Genomic DNA, 14,119 nt, shown 5'->3' on the forward strand with positions numbered 1-14,119 from the left:
AAAAAGCAACCCGAACTATTATTCAAATTTACTGACTTACCTCAGCAAATTGTTCAGCTTTTATCCCTTCATGTTTAAGCCTACTATCACTACATCGAGGCAGAACGGCCTCCCAATAAAATAATCTCTGAGGAATTAAACATGAAAACCATCAAAACTTTCGTTGCAGTTGCCGCTCTTTCACTGATTTCTTTTGGTAGCTTCGCCCAGAGCATCACCGTTTCAGCTCCTACCCTGGATGATGCCGAAGCAAAAATCTCTGCTCAGGCTCTGCAGGCTGGCGCCTCTTATAAAATCACCGGCGCACGTGTTGATAACGGTGCTTACGTCTCGGCTGAACTGACTAAATAAAGAGTCCGGCGCTAAAAACAGCACAATGCAGTACCGCGAGACTGAAACAAAAAACCCTGCCTGCGCAGGGTTTCATTGTTTCCAGGGAACGGTGACTATGATCATATAGTCCATTCAGGTACACCTGGGTCCGGCGCTTTACTGTGAGCTTACCGGGGATCCTCAGATTGTTCAGGCAGGAAGACAGCAATTGACCAGATAAGCAACCCGCCGAGTGCCAGGGCAAAACCTGTCCAGCCAGCCGACGCCCATCCCAGGCCTGATGCGATAGCTAAACCTGCCAGCCATGGACCAAGCGCATTGGCAATATTGAATGCCACATGATTCAATGAAGCGGCTAAATTCTGGGCATCTCCCGCTACCGCTATCAGCCGCATTTGCAGTATTGTCCCGAGTCCTCCCCCACAGCCAACTGCGAATACCGACAGCGCAATTAACCCTATGTTATGTACGCTGAAAGAATAGAATAATGTTGAGAGCGCACTCCAGAGCAGGATAAGGCCCGCTGCAGGCATAATCCCCTTTCTTACCAACCTGGATGCCATCATATTGCCGAAGGTAATGCCTGCCCCGAACAGGCAAAAAATAAGGACGGTAGCAATATCTGATACCTGCTTTATCGTCTGCAATGTTGAAGCAAGATAACTGTAAATGGCAAACAGGCCGCCGAAGCCAATGGCACCGATACCCACGCTCAGCCACACCTGTGGACGGCGTAACGCGCCAAGCTCCTGACGTATGGAGGCGTTAACACTAACCGGCTGAAGCGGCAGTATGCAGCGTAGCGACACCATAACCAGCACTGAAAAAAGTCCAATAACGGCATATCCCATCCGCCAGCCCGCCCACTGGGTAAGCAGGTTAGTCAGCGGTACGCCAAGTGTGGTAGCCAGTGCCAGCCCCATAAGAATGCGGGCTACGGCACTACTTTGACGCTGCTCTCCTGCAATAGTGACGGCAACCAGAATTGCAGCCCCAAAATAAGCCCCATGAGTCATCCCGGTGACGAAACGCAGTGCGATTAAACTTTGCAGAGTGGGAGCCAGAGCGCTGAGTAAATTACCCACAGCGAACCAGCTTAACAACAGCATCAGCAGCAGGCGGCGTTCAACACGCGCCCCCAACACCGCCAGTAAAGGCGCGCCCAGGACAACGCCAAGTGCATAAGCGCTAACTACGTGTCCTCCTGACGGGGCATCGCCACCCAGCTCATGGGTAATGGCTGGTAAAAAACTCATAGTGGCGAACTCACCCGTACCGAAAGCGAATCCCCCTGATGAGAGGATCAGATGTGCCAGCGTGACAGATGCAGACGGGCGTGAGCGTAGGATGTTAAACATTTTTACTGGCGACATTTTCCGGTTCACTCAGTTTCAGTAAGCGACGGTAAAACGTTCACGGTGATGCTGTGGCTGCTCTGCTTCATCCAGCATGGCAACAGCGTAATCTTCCAGGGAAATCCGGCTTTCCCCGCTGCTGTTGACCAGCAGGTGGTCTTTACCGACCCGATACTGCCCGGTACGTTCGCCAGGCACCAGCATGGCTGCCGGACTAAGAAACACCCAGTCCAGCTGTTTCTCTTGTTCTAGCTGCTGCAGAAATCTGGCGGTGCGCAATGACCCTTCCTTCCACTCGGCAGGAAAATCTTTTTGATCTACAACACGTTCACCGGAGGGCAGCAGTAGTGTTCCGGCACCTCCCACTACCAAAAAGCGACTGACCTCTGCACGTTTTACGCCTTCAATAATAGCCAGCGTGGTGCTGCCATCACTGTCTGCCCCAGGGTTGTAAGCGCTGATAACTACGTCATGCCCGGTGAGTGCAGCAGACAGATCGCCTGCATCTGCCACTTTCACACTCAGGTTTCTCTCATTTAATGAAATGCTGTTGATATTTCTTACAATGGCGGTGACCTCATGGCCCCTTTCCAGCGCTTCAGCGAGCAGTTGAGATCCTACATAACCGGTACTACCAATAAGTGCAATTTTCATGAAACCTCCATAAATTTTCCCAATGCGCAAAAACAAACCCTGAATTTTACGGCCTGTTTTATATTGAGATTTATTATGTCATTTTAATAATGTCGTGATTATCTCGGTTTTATTTAATGGTTCTTTAAGGCAGGCTAATAGATGAATGATTTAAAGCAATATGCTGTGTTTGCTGAAGTGGTCGCATCGGGCTCCATGAGCGCGGCTGCCCGCAGACTGAATCTGACTCCCTCTGCCGTTAGCCAGATTATCAGCACGCTGGAGCGACAGTTCGGCGTAAGCCTGTTACACCGCTCAACTCGCAAACTGGTGCTTACTGATGCCGGAGAGCGCTGTTACCCCCATTGTCTGAGATTACTGGAAGCCAGAAATTCTGCCGCCGCTTCGCTGGAACTTGCCCGTGACGCGCCTGGAGGTGAACTGAAAATTGCTGCCCCTTTGGGGTTTGGTGCCTACGTAGCGCCTGCGCTTGCCCCCTTATTGGCGGAATGGCCACAGCTAAGACTGAGTCTGCTCGTTGATGATGAGCTGACAGATCTGGTGGCATCACGCATTGATGTGGCGCTGCGCGTTGGCTCATTACCTGATTCAAGTTGGGTTGGACGCAAGCTGGGTGATATGGAGACGGTATTGTGTGCCTCGCCAGCCTATCTGGAACGTTGGGGAGCGCCGCAAATGACAGATGATTTATATCATCACCACTGGCTGTCACTGATGAATGAGGTCCATTATACGGCTACCACAAACCGTACTAACGCTACCCCTTTGCCAACGTTTCAACTTCATTTAATGGATGAAAATAATAAGCCGGAAAAGATAACGTTAGCGGTCAGAACCACCACTACTAATCAGATTACACTCCAGCAGATGTGTGAACAGGGGGCAGGCATTGCGCGACTTTTTTATCCAGATGTCCGGGCCGCCCTTGAACATGGCATTCTGGTAAGAGTCTTGCCCACTAAGCAGCTTCCTTTTTACCCGCTAACTTTATTAACATCCGAACGTCACCCGGGGCAGGCAAAAATAAAAATGGCTGTCAGTGCGTTAACCTCCTTTTTTAGTTTTTTGCCTACCGTGAAACGGCATTTTTAATGAGTTAACGCCTTCTCTTTTTAACGTGACTGATTTCTGCCTGCTTTTACAGTGAAGGAAATAACCAGGAATATGAGTGCATAATTTTTTAGCTGAATTTTAATTGTCGGTAAACCATGCCCTTTACTCTCTGAGCAAAAAAGTTGCCGATAGATATTTCAGGGAAATCGTAGCGTAAACCGGTTAACGCCGTGCTCGCTATGCACCTCGCAACTTCCCTGATGTAATCGCATGATGCTACGTACAATAGAGAGCCCCAATCCGCTGCTGCCCTGATGGCGTGAAGTTTCGGCACGCCAGAAACGATCGAAAATACGCGCCTGATGTTCAGCATTCAGCTCAGGGCCATGGTTTTCCACTACCAGTTCGGTGCCCTGCAGCTGCGCCTTGCTAAAGACACGGATCGTGGTGTCACGATTGCCATAGCGCAGCGCATTCGCCATCAGATTTGCCAGCGCGCGTTGCAGCAGCTGCGGATCGGCATACAGTTCGCCCTGCAGCGCCATCTCCAGCCGCATCGCCTTTTCTTCCGCCATACCGTCAAAATATCCCTGCAGTTTCTCGCCGAGCTGCGCCAGATCGATGCGCTGTACATCCATCGCCTGACTGGCATCTTCCGCTTTGGCAAGAAAGAGCATGTTGTCGATCATCTTCGCCAGCCGTTCCAGCTCTTCATAATTGGAACCCAGCAACGCCTGATAGTCGCTGACGCTGCGCGTCTGGCTCAGCGCCACCTCGGTCTGGCCAATCAGCGTCCCGACTGGCGTGCGCAGTTCATGCGCCATATCCGCAGAAACCTGGCTCAGCTGCTGATAACCCGACTCAAGACGACTCAGCATCTGGTTAAAGGCGGCGACCAGCGGCTGCAATTCAGCGGGAGCCTGATTGGGTATGCGGTGTGACAAATGGCGCACATCAATCGCATTCGCTTCCGTCGCCAGAGTGCGCAGCGGGGACAACCCCCGTCGCACCAGCCAGATACTGATCGCTGCCACCAGCAATGCTGTCAGTACAGTTGCCAGAATGACCCGATCGCGGTAGCTGTTCATTGTTTGGGTACGGTCACTCAACAGGCGACCAGTAATGATCTCAATCTGCCCGGTGCCATCACGCGTTGGCGTGAGAGCCGCCGCCGAGATAAACGGCGTGCCGTCTTCGGCTTCAAGATGGTGTACCGACGCCAGCGTCAGCGGCTGGTCAGCAGGGACGGGGGTAATGGCAGGAAGCGGACGCTGGCCAGGATTGACCACAATGAGCGGTGGCTGCCCGGGGAAACGCAGCACCAGCAAAGATTCGGTATTGCCAAGCATGTTGGCGAACAAATGCGGTTTCTGCTGGATCAGCGTAATGGCATCTTCATCGCGCAACAGTGTGCGGATCTGATCTATACGCGTCAGCAGTGCGCCATCATCACGCACGCCAATCTGGCTTGCCAGCGATTGGTAAAGCGCGAAGCCGCTGAATGAAAAAATGACAATCACCGTGGCGCTCAGCATCAGCGACAGACGTGCCGCAAGGGAGCGTTTCCTCATGATTCTGCTTCGCAACGATAGCCTACGCCGTAAACGGTATGGATCAGCGGTTGGGCAAACGGGCCATCAATTTTCTGCCGCAGGCGTTTAACCGCCACATCCACCACGTTGGTGTCGCTGTCAAAGTTCATATCCCATACGCGGGAAGCAATCACGGTGCGCGTCAGCACCTCGCCGGGATAGAGCAGAAACAGATGCAGCAGATTAAACTCTTTGTTGGTGAGATCGATGCGCTGACCGCCGCGCTCGACGCGTCGTTTAAGAATATCGAGCTGCAAATCGGCAAGCGTCAGAATATCCGGCAGCTTATGCTGGCCGCCGCGTCGCAATTGCGTACGAACGCGCGCCAGCAGTTCGGCAAATGAAAAGGGCTTGACCAGATAATCGTCTGCTCCCAGCTCCAGCCCTTTAATGCGATCTTCCAGAGTCCCTTTGGCGGTAAGGAATATAACTGGCGCATGAATTTGTTTATCCATCGCCGCCATCACTTGCCACCCATCCATGCCGGGCATCATCACGTCCAGTAAAATCAAATCGTAATGATGCTCCTGGGCATAGAACAGACCCTCCTGGCCATTTTCTGCCACATCCACGATGAAGCCCGCCTCCGTCAACCCTTTGCGCATGTAATCGCGTGCTTTGGCTTCATCTTCAATGACCAAGATTTTCATGCGCGTCTCCCTGGAACAGGTTTTAAGGTTGTGCGTGTTGCGCGGCTTGCTCGATCAATTTCGCAACTTCGTCAGGATGTGACTGATACACCGAATGGCTGGCACCGGCAATTTCCACCGTATAGCTGTGTGCACGTTTGGCGTACATACGCTCCAGATCGGGATTAATAATTTTGTCAGCTTTCGCCACCATGTACCAGCTGGGCCTGGTTTTCCACGCCGGATCGGGAATATTAGCGGTGAACACTGCCGCGTTCGTCGGCATCTGAGCATGTGCTTCAAAATCGGCCTGTGCGGCAGGCAAGTCAGCAGCGAAATCGCTGTGATAATATTGTGGCGCGATAGTCAGATAGCCGTCGCCCGACCTTGCAAACGGATGGGCGCTGTTGGGGAATTTCTTGCCGTTACTGGCTTCAGTTTCGCCGTTATCCAGCGCATGCGCGGCAATATAGACCAGGCCTGCCACCTTACTGTCGTTACCGGCTTCCGTGATGATTGCGCCGCCGTAGCTGTGGCCGACTAAAATCACCGGGCCATTTTGCTCATCGATTATGCGTCGCGTCGCCGCCACATCTTGTGGAAAGCCGGTCAGCGGCTCCTGTACCAGCGTCACATTATAACCGTCATGCGTTAAACGATCGTACACCGGACGCCAGCCCGCGCCGCCAACGAAAGCACCGTGCACCAGCACAATGTTATGCACCGGCTCTGCCTGAGCTTGCGCCGCGCCGCCTGCGATTGCCAGCAGCATGCCCGCTGCAAGGGTAATTTTGTTCAGTTTCATTTTAATACTCCTGTCTGGAAAGGTTCGCCTACAGGATATGAAACGGGTTCTGACATTCGGGTGAGCCAGTTATGACAAAAAAATGACATTGGTCGAAACGTGACTGCCGTTTCTCCGTTGAGAACCATAACTCAAACTTATGTCCCGAATCGTTGATCTACTATACTGACCATTGCAGTTGTAATTTACCTACGAGGCTGCGCACGGTTGATTACCTGACATCAACCTTACCCATGACCTTCAGGAGAACAAAATGCAGAAGAGTAAAACCTTGAAAGGGCTGTTGGCCCTATCGGTAGTAGCAGCTATGTTCAGCACTGTTAGCGTGCAAGCCCAAACGCCGACGAGCGCCGCAGATCAGACCGCATCGAGCGCAAAACTCAGCTCCGGTGACGAAAAAGCGTTGAAGGATATGGCGCAGGCCGATATCAATGAAGTTGCCGCCGCCAAAATCGCGCTGAGCAAGGCCGAAAGCAGCGACGTCAAAGCGTTCGCTCAGAAGATGGTCGAAGACCACGGTGCTGCCTTGACCAAAGTACAGACGGTCGCCCAGCAAAAGGGCGTGGCGCTGCCGACTGAGCCGGACGCCAAACACAAAACCATGGCCGCCAGTCTGGAAAAGCAGAGCGGCGACGCATTTGACAAGATGTATATGGAAAACGCCGGTACTAAAGACCACAAAATGGTGCTGTCGAAACTGCAGAGTGATGCCAAAAAGATCAAGGATCCTGATGTGAAGGTCCTGGCCGATGCGCACACGCCGGTCGTTGAGCAGCACCTGAAGGCTGCCCAGCAGATGTCGATGTAGTCAGGTAAGTCAATATTGACTGTAAGTGTGCCGAGCGATGCTCGTCCATGAGTGGTCGCAAGCTGACGCTCACTCTACGTGTTGACGAATGGAATTGACCCCGAGCAGCCGCCCGACAGGCTGCATGGGGCAAATATTGCGAAGGACCGCTTCTGGTACAGAGCCGTTGGTGCCTCTTATAAAATCACCGGTGCACGTGTTGATAACGGTGCTTATGTCTCGGCTGAACTGACTAAATAAAGAGTCCGGCGCTAAAACAGCGCAATGCAGGACCGCGAGATTGAAACAAAAAACCCTGCCTGAGCAGGGTTTCATTGTTTGCAGACTAAACCAGAGCAATTGACTACTGACCACCCGCACTATCAGTCATCGGAGTTGGTCAGCGTAGCCCTGAAGTGAGGCAGGCTCTGCGGATAATTTTGCTGAATAAACTCAATCATTTTTTCACGGACGTAACAGCGTAAATCCCAGGCTATAGGGGAATTCTGAGCGGTCATCAACAATCTGATTGTCATGGTTTTTTCACTCGTATCAGTAACCTGAAGCACCTGAGTCTGTTGATCCCAGAGTTTTGTTTCACTGAGTACTTTTTCAAAATGCTGACGGAGAGGCTCTAACGGCATCGAATAATCAACATAAAGAAATACAGAGCCTAATATTTGTGCGTTATTACGCGTCCAGTTCTGAAAGGCATTTTCTGTAAAATAGGTGATAGGCAGGACCAGTCGGCGCAGATCCCAGATACGCACAACGACATAGGTCAGGTTTATCTCCTCAATCCAGCCCCACTCCTTTTCAACTACCACCGCATCATCAATTTTTATAGGCTGCGTAAAGGCTATCTGAATACCGGCAAACAGATTGACAAGCGACTTCTGCAGGGCAAAACCAATGATGATGCCAGCAACCCCTGCCCCGGCCAGGATGGTTGTGCCGAATTTTCGAATGCCAGGGAAACTGAGCAGGATCAGAGAAACACAGAATGAGACGAGGAGTACGATAGCGACCTTTTTTACATAGATTATCTGAGTACGAACTTTACGGGCACGAAGATTATTTGAAAGATTAATGTCATAACGTATAAAAAGCATATCCTGCACAACATTCGTCAGGCGAATTAAAACGGAGCAAAATGATAATATGATGAATATATTAACGGTATTTGTAATAATATAAAGGTAAGTTGGGTGAATGTTAATATAATTAACGCCGATATTTATTAACATCAAGGGAATGAAAAGAAACATCGATCCACGAAGATTTTTTTCAAGTGATTTGAATAGCTTTCGGTCACGATTCTGCCAGTAGCGAATAAACTGGAGAAGTATAAATCGGGCCAGGAACCCCACTATGAATGAGAGAGTGACGAGCAATAAAGCAGGTACCCATGATGGAGCACCAGATAACTCACCGAATATCGTTGGCATTTCTTTCCCTTATATTCAGACAACAACTATCAGTTGTCATATCAGTAATAAAACTTCAGTAACCGTTGTTTTCCCGGTTATCTGAGGATTAAATGGTTAACGCACATAAGCTTAGCTGACTGACGTTTAACGCAAAATAACCATGAAAATAAATCAATATAAAGGGTAGCATAAACGCAACTGACCTCACCCAGTAGGCTCCAGAGACGCTGAAAAAGCGCAAGGCAGTGCCGTGAGACTGAAACAAAAAAACCCTGCCTGAGCAGGGTTTCACTGTTTTTATGGAACGTTGACTGAAGCGAGATCGCTTAGAAAGGAATATCGTCGTCAAAATCCATTGGCGGTTCATTGTTAGCCGGAGCATTGTTCTGCTGTGGCTGCTGCGGACGGGACTGCTGGCCACCGCTGAACTGGTTGTTGCTGCCGCCCTGCGGCTGCTGAGGCTGGCCCCAACCGTTGTTGTTGCCCTGTCCACCGCCGCCTGCCGGTGCGCCTGCACCGCCACCCTGACGGCCACCCAGCATCTGCATGGTGCCGCCAACGTTGACCACCACTTCCGTAGTGTATTTCTCTACGCCAGCCTGGTCAGTCCATTTGCGGGTCTGCAGCGCGCCTTCGATATAAACCTGGGAACCTTTACGCAGGTATTCACCCGCCACTTCCGCCAGCTTGCCAAACAGCACTACGCGGTGCCATTCAGTTTTCTCTTTGGTTTCGCCGGTCTGCTTGTCACGCCAGCTTTCAGACGTGGCCAGGGTAATGTTGGCAACGGCGCCGCCATTTGGCATGTAGCGGACTTCCGGGTCTTGACCCAGGTTGCCCACCAGGATCACTTTGTTTACGCCTCTGCTGGCCATGTTGGTGTCTCCGATAATTGTTCTGCTTTAAGTCTAAGCCGGAAATTCTAACATGCCACTCTTTGAGATCCTACTTTCAGATCGGGATCGAAAAGGGTTTATCCAGCTTGCAACGTTGCAGGTTGCGGCCTGAGAAGGATCGAGAAAATTTCCGGTCAGGCACCCGGCAGGATCCGGATCCTGCTCTGCTCTTGTGGCAAAGCACTGGTTATCCATTCAGGTTTTTTTGTGCCATAATAACAGGCTTCATTCTGACCGTGCCTGCACGGTGAGGTCTGTGTTAATCCGGGAATTGTGAATGGATAAGATCGAAGTACGGGGTGCACGCACCCATAATTTGAAAAATATCAACCTGATCATCCCTCGCGACAAACTGATCGTTGTCACAGGCCTGTCAGGCTCCGGTAAGTCCTCGCTGGCGTTCGATACGCTCTACGCCGAGGGGCAACGCCGTTACGTGGAATCTCTCTCTGCCTATGCGCGCCAGTTTCTCTCCCTGATGGAGAAGCCGGACGTGGATCATATTGAAGGGCTGTCGCCAGCCATTTCGATCGAGCAGAAATCCACGTCGCATAACCCGCGCTCCACCGTGGGGACTATCACTGAAATTCATGACTACCTGCGCCTGCTGTTTGCCCGCGTGGGTGAGCCTCGTTGCCCGGATCACGACGTGCCGCTGGCCGCACAAACCGTCAGCCAGATGGTGGATAACGTGCTGGCCCAGCCGGAAGGCCGTCGCCTGATGCTGCTGGCGCCGATCATCAAAGATCGTAAAGGCGAGCACACCAAGACGCTGGAAAACCTGGCATCACAGGGCTATATCCGCGCCCGTATTGATGGTGAAGTGTGCGATCTGTCAGATCCGCCAAAGCTTGAGCTGCAGAAGAAGCACACCATTGAAGTGGTGGTAGACCGCTTTAAAGTGCGTGAAGACTTACAGCAGCGCCTGGCGGAATCTTTTGAGACTGCGCTGGAGCTTTCCGGCGGTACCGCCGTTGTGGCTGATATGGACGACGAAGCGGCCGAAGAACTGGTGTTCTCCGCTAATTTCGCCTGTCCGGTCTGCGGCTACAGCATGAGCGAGCTGGAACCGCGCCTCTTCTCCTTCAACAATCCGGCCGGCGCCTGCCCTACCTGTGACGGCCTTGGCGTGCAGCAATATTTCGACCCGGACCGCGTGGTGCAGAATCCAGAGCTGTCGCTGGCTGGCGGCGCTATCCGCGGCTGGGACCGCCGCAATTTCTACTATTTCCAGATGCTGCGTTCACTCGCCGATCATCTGAAATTTGATATTGAAGCGCCGTTTGAAACGCTGAAGGATCATGCCCGTCAGGTGATCCTGTTTGGCTCCGGCAAAGAGAGCATCGAATTCAAATATATCAACGATCGCGGTGATACCTCCGTACGGCGCCATCCGTTTGAAGGCGTGCTGCACAACATGGAGCGCCGCTATAAAGAAACCGAATCTTCTGCAGTCCGTGAAGATCTGGCGAAATTTATCAGCAACCGCTCCTGTGCCAGCTGCCAGGGAACGCGCCTGAAGCGTGAAGCGCGTCATGTGTTTGTAGAGAACACCACGCTGCCGACCATTTCTGATATGAGCATCGGTCATGCGCTCGATTTCTTCCAGAACATAAAGCTGAGCGGCCAGCGGGCGCAGATAGCGGAAAAAGTGCTGAAGGAGATTGGCGACCGTCTGCGGTTCCTGGTGAACGTGGGCCTGAACTATCTCTCTATGTCCCGCTCTGCCGATACCCTCTCCGGCGGTGAAGCGCAGCGTATCCGTCTGGCGAGCCAGATCGGGGCGGGCCTGGTAGGCGTCATGTACGTGCTGGATGAACCCTCTATCGGTTTGCATCAGCGCGACAATGAACGTCTGCTGGAGACGCTGGTACATCTGCGCAATCTCGGCAACACGGTGATTGTGGTTGAGCACGATGAAGACGCAATCCGTGCCGCTGACCACGTTATCGATATCGGGCCGGGAGCGGGCGTACACGGCGGCCAGGTGGTGGCGGAAGGTACTGTAGATGACATCATGGCGGTTGAGGAGTCGTTAACCGGCCAGTACCTCAGCGGCAAGCGTGGCATTGCGGTACCGCAAGAGCGCGTGAAGGCGGATCCCAGCAAGGTACTTAAGCTGACCGGCGCCAAAGGCAACAACCTTAAAGATGTGACGCTGACGCTGCCGGTAGGGCTGTTCAGCTGTATTACCGGGGTCTCCGGCTCGGGAAAATCGACGCTGATCAACGATACGCTGTTCCCGATCGCCCAGCGCCAGCTCAACGGCGCAACCGTTGCGGAAGCCGCGCCTTATCGTGAAGTCACCGGCATGGAAAACTTCGATAAGGTTATCGATATTGACCAGAGTCCGATTGGCCGCACGCCGCGCTCTAACCCGGCCACCTATACCGGCATTTTCACGCCGGTGCGTGAGCTGTTTGCCGGCGTACCGGAATCGCGGACGCGGGGTTATACGCCAGGGCGCTTCAGCTTTAACGTTCGCGGCGGGCGTTGTGAAGCGTGCCAGGGTGATGGCGTGATCAAAGTTGAGATGCACTTCCTGCCCGATATCTACGTGCCGTGCGATCAGTGCAAGGGCAAACGCTATAACCGTGAAACGCTGGAAATTAAGTACAAGGCGAAGAACATTCACGAAGTGTTGGATATGACCATTGAAGAGGCGCGCGAGTTCTTTGATGCCGTACCTGCGCTGGCGCGTAAGCTGCAGACGCTGATGGACGTGGGTCTCTCCTATATCCGGCTCGGCCAGTCGGCCACCACGCTTTCCGGTGGTGAGGCGCAGCGCGTGAAGCTGGCGCGTGAGCTCTCCAAGCGCGGAACGGGCCAGACGCTCTATATCCTTGATGAGCCGACCACCGGTCTGCACTTTGCGGATATTCAGCAGCTGCTGGAAGTGCTGCATAAGCTGCGCGACCAGGGTAATACCATTGTGGTAATTGAGCACAACCTTGATGTGATCAAAACCGCGGACTGGATTGTGGATCTCGGTCCGGAAGGGGGCAGCGGCGGCGGTGAAATTCTGGTTTCCGGCACGCCGGAGACGGTGGCGCTCTGCAAAGAGTCGCATACCGCGCGCTTCCTTAAGCCGATGTTGAATCTGAAGTAATAATCTTGTCGGGGTGGAGTGTTCCGCCCCGACAAATGACATTTTGATGTTTATTGCGTGACAAATAAAATCTCCGCTTTTCAATAAATCATCCACCTTTTACGCTGATTTTTGCCGTATTCAGCGCAATCCTGCAGGATCAGGCAAGATTTAGACAGATTCCGGCATACCCCCTTTGCGTTTCGCTAACTATCCTTACTGTTCTCTGATCTGTTCAGATCACAGCGCCCTTTGCAGGGACTCATCTAAGCGTTACGTCGAAAAAACTTTCACTGACTGGAGAGACCATGAATATTACGCATGCCTATGCCGCACAGGATGCAAAATCGAAGCTGGCCCCGTTTGAGTACCAGCCGCGCGAACTGCGTGAACACGATGTCCAGATTGAAGTGATGTTCTGTGGCGTTTGCCACTCCGATCTCCACCAGGCCCGCAACGAGTGGAAAAACACCATTTTTCCCGTCGTTCCAGGTCATGAAATCGTTGGCCGCGTCACTGCGGTAGGCGGCCATACTCATAAATATAAAGTCGGCGATCTGGTCGGCGTCGGCTGTATGGTTGATTCCTGCCGGGAATGCGACAGCTGTAAAGAGGACCTGGAGCAGTATTGTGAAAACGGCTTCACCGGCACCTATAACGGCGAAGACCGCATCACGGGTGATATCACCTACGGCGGTTATTCCACCCAGGTTGTGGTGAATGAGGACTTCGTGCTGCGCGTACCGGAGAATCTGGATCCGGCGGGTACCGCACCGCTGCTCTGCGCCGGTATTACTACCTACTCTCCTTTGCAGCACTGGAAAGTGGGTCCCGGTAAAAAAGTGGGTATCGTTGGTCTGGGCGGCCTGGGCCATATGGGCGTGAAAATTGCTCACGCCATGGGCGCACACGTCGTGCTGTTCACCACCTCTCCTTCTAAAGTGGAAGATGGCAAGCGCCTGGGTGCAGATGAAGTCGTGATTTCTAAAGATGCGGATCAGATGGCTGCGCACGTTAACAGCTTCGACTTCATCCTGAATACCGTGGCAGCTCAGCATGACCTGAACCCGTTCATCAACCTGCTGCGCCGCGACGGCAATATGACGCTGGTTGGCGTTCCTGAACATGACCATCCGTCACCGCAGGTTGTTAACCTGATCTTTAAACGCCGCAGCATTGCCGGTTCGCTGATTGGCGGCATCAAAGAGACTCAGGAAATGCTCGATTTCTGCGGTAAGCACAACATCACTTCTGATATTGAGATGATCAAAATGGATGAAGTGAACGAAGCTTACGAACGTATGCTGAAAAGCGACGTGAAATACCGCTTTGTGATCGATATCGATACCCTGCGTAACCAGTAAGCCGGGCAGTTCTGCTGAGACTACTGACAGTAAACGGGCGGAATTTTCCGCCCGTTTTTTCATTCCGAAGGCTGCCCTGCCTTGATAACCACGGCGCTATTTTTACTCACTTAAGCCTTTGCCAGCAGACAGC

12 protein-coding genes are annotated in these 14,119 nt (G+C 52.5%); 5 read left to right on the forward strand and 7 right to left on the reverse strand.

Annotation, left to right across the window (positions count from 1 at the left end):
• Positions 1–141 precede the first annotated feature (141 nt).
• Complete coding sequence (locus tag Q3V30_RS19355) at positions 142–351, forward strand: YdgH/BhsA/McbA family protein (protein WP_306208578.1); 210 nt, start codon at positions 142–144, stop codon at positions 349–351.
• Positions 352–500: 149 nt separating this feature from the next.
• Here the strand turns inward: Q3V30_RS19355 and Q3V30_RS19360 are convergent, their stop codons facing one another.
• Together Q3V30_RS19360 and Q3V30_RS19365 are read right to left on the reverse strand one after the other, a co-directional pair.
• Positions 501–1,706 carry an MFS transporter gene (locus Q3V30_RS19360; RefSeq protein ID WP_306208582.1) on the reverse strand — a complete coding sequence of 402 codons (1,206 nt, stop codon included), beginning with the start codon at positions 1,704–1,706 and terminating at the stop codon, positions 501–503.
• A gap of 18 nt (positions 1,707–1,724) precedes the next feature.
• Positions 1,725–2,342 carry an NAD(P)-dependent oxidoreductase gene (locus Q3V30_RS19365; protein ID WP_306208584.1) on the reverse strand — a complete coding sequence of 206 codons (618 nt, stop codon included), beginning with the start codon at positions 2,340–2,342 and terminating at the stop codon, positions 1,725–1,727.
• A gap of 141 nt (positions 2,343–2,483) precedes the next feature.
• On the opposite strand from Q3V30_RS19365, the gene Q3V30_RS19370 reads away from it, so the two are divergent.
• The gene (locus tag Q3V30_RS19370; protein WP_306208585.1) at positions 2,484–3,434 is read left to right on the forward strand and encodes a LysR family transcriptional regulator; all 951 of its coding nucleotides are present in this window, start codon (positions 2,484–2,486) and stop codon (positions 3,432–3,434) included.
• A gap of 158 nt (positions 3,435–3,592) precedes the next feature.
• Here the strand turns inward: Q3V30_RS19370 and Q3V30_RS19375 are convergent, their stop codons facing one another.
• Genes Q3V30_RS19375 through Q3V30_RS19385 form a run of 3 tightly spaced genes read right to left on the reverse strand, consistent with a single transcriptional unit; the run spans position 3,593 to position 6,421 of the window.
• On the reverse strand, positions 3,593–4,966 hold the full coding sequence (locus tag Q3V30_RS19375) for a heavy metal sensor histidine kinase (protein WP_306208586.1): 1,374 nt from the start codon (positions 4,964–4,966) through the stop codon (positions 3,593–3,595).
• Positions 4,963–5,637 (reverse strand): heavy metal response regulator transcription factor, encoded by a 675-nt coding sequence (locus Q3V30_RS19380; RefSeq protein ID WP_306208587.1) that lies wholly within the window; start codon positions 5,635–5,637, stop codon positions 4,963–4,965. Before Q3V30_RS19380 ends, Q3V30_RS19375 begins: the two co-directional genes overlap by 4 nt.
• 22 nt (positions 5,638–5,659) lie before the next feature.
• Positions 5,660–6,421: an alpha/beta hydrolase gene (locus Q3V30_RS19385; protein WP_306208589.1), complete on the reverse strand. Its 762-nt coding sequence runs from the start codon at positions 6,419–6,421 to the stop codon at positions 5,660–5,662.
• A 253-nt stretch (positions 6,422–6,674) separates the two neighbouring features.
• Between Q3V30_RS19385 and Q3V30_RS19390 the strand changes: the two genes are divergently transcribed.
• Entirely contained in the window at positions 6,675–7,229 is a 555-nt protein-coding gene (locus Q3V30_RS19390) for a DUF4142 domain-containing protein (RefSeq protein ID WP_306208591.1), read from the forward strand.
• A gap of 362 nt (positions 7,230–7,591) precedes the next feature.
• Here Q3V30_RS19390 and Q3V30_RS19395 read toward each other — a convergent pair whose 3' ends face one another.
• Together Q3V30_RS19395 and ssb1 are read right to left on the reverse strand one after the other, a co-directional pair.
• Entirely contained in the window at positions 7,592–8,656 is a 1,065-nt protein-coding gene (locus Q3V30_RS19395) for a mechanosensitive ion channel family protein (protein WP_306208593.1), read from the reverse strand.
• Between the two features lie 308 nt (positions 8,657–8,964).
• Positions 8,965–9,513, reverse strand: coding sequence for a single-stranded DNA-binding protein SSB1 (ssb1, locus tag Q3V30_RS19400; RefSeq protein WP_306208595.1), 549 nt, complete (start codon positions 9,511–9,513; stop codon positions 8,965–8,967).
• Positions 9,514–9,811: 298 nt separating this feature from the next.
• Between ssb1 and uvrA the strand changes: the two genes are divergently transcribed.
• Positions 9,812–12,643 carry an excinuclease ABC subunit UvrA gene (gene uvrA, locus Q3V30_RS19405; protein ID WP_306208597.1) on the forward strand — a complete coding sequence of 944 codons (2,832 nt, stop codon included), beginning with the start codon at positions 9,812–9,814 and terminating at the stop codon, positions 12,641–12,643.
• Between the two features lie 287 nt (positions 12,644–12,930).
• Positions 12,931–13,986: an NAD(P)-dependent alcohol dehydrogenase gene (locus Q3V30_RS19410; protein ID WP_306208599.1), complete on the forward strand. Its 1,056-nt coding sequence runs from the start codon at positions 12,931–12,933 to the stop codon at positions 13,984–13,986.
• Positions 13,987–14,119: the final 133 nt, after the last annotated feature.

The sequence above is a fragment of the Erwinia pyri genome (assembly GCF_030758455.1).
Taxonomy (GTDB): Bacteria; Pseudomonadota; Gammaproteobacteria; order Enterobacterales; family Enterobacteriaceae; genus Erwinia; species Erwinia pyri.

Coding starts and splice junctions, on each gene's coding strand:
- Q3V30_RS19355 (WP_306208578.1), top strand. CDS start 142: ATGAAAACCATCAAAACTTTCGTTGCAGTTGCCGCTCTTTCACTGATT.
- Q3V30_RS19360 (WP_306208582.1), bottom strand. CDS start 1,706: ATGTCGCCAGTAAAAATGTTTAACATCCTACGCTCACGCCCGTCTGCA.
- Q3V30_RS19365 (WP_306208584.1), bottom strand. CDS start 2,342: ATGAAAATTGCACTTATTGGTAGTACCGGTTATGTAGGATCTCAACTG.
- Q3V30_RS19370 (WP_306208585.1), top strand. CDS start 2,484: ATGAATGATTTAAAGCAATATGCTGTGTTTGCTGAAGTGGTCGCATCG.
- Q3V30_RS19375 (WP_306208586.1), bottom strand. CDS start 4,966: ATGAGGAAACGCTCCCTTGCGGCACGTCTGTCGCTGATGCTGAGCGCC.
- Q3V30_RS19380 (WP_306208587.1), bottom strand. CDS start 5,637: ATGAAAATCTTGGTCATTGAAGATGAAGCCAAAGCACGCGATTACATG.
- Q3V30_RS19385 (WP_306208589.1), bottom strand. CDS start 6,421: ATGAAACTGAACAAAATTACCCTTGCAGCGGGCATGCTGCTGGCAATC.
- Q3V30_RS19390 (WP_306208591.1), top strand. CDS start 6,675: ATGCAGAAGAGTAAAACCTTGAAAGGGCTGTTGGCCCTATCGGTAGTA.
- Q3V30_RS19395 (WP_306208593.1), bottom strand. CDS start 8,656: ATGCCAACGATATTCGGTGAGTTATCTGGTGCTCCATCATGGGTACCT.
- ssb1 (WP_306208595.1), bottom strand. CDS start 9,513: ATGGCCAGCAGAGGCGTAAACAAAGTGATCCTGGTGGGCAACCTGGGT.
- uvrA (WP_306208597.1), top strand. CDS start 9,812: ATGGATAAGATCGAAGTACGGGGTGCACGCACCCATAATTTGAAAAAT.
- Q3V30_RS19410 (WP_306208599.1), top strand. CDS start 12,931: ATGAATATTACGCATGCCTATGCCGCACAGGATGCAAAATCGAAGCTG.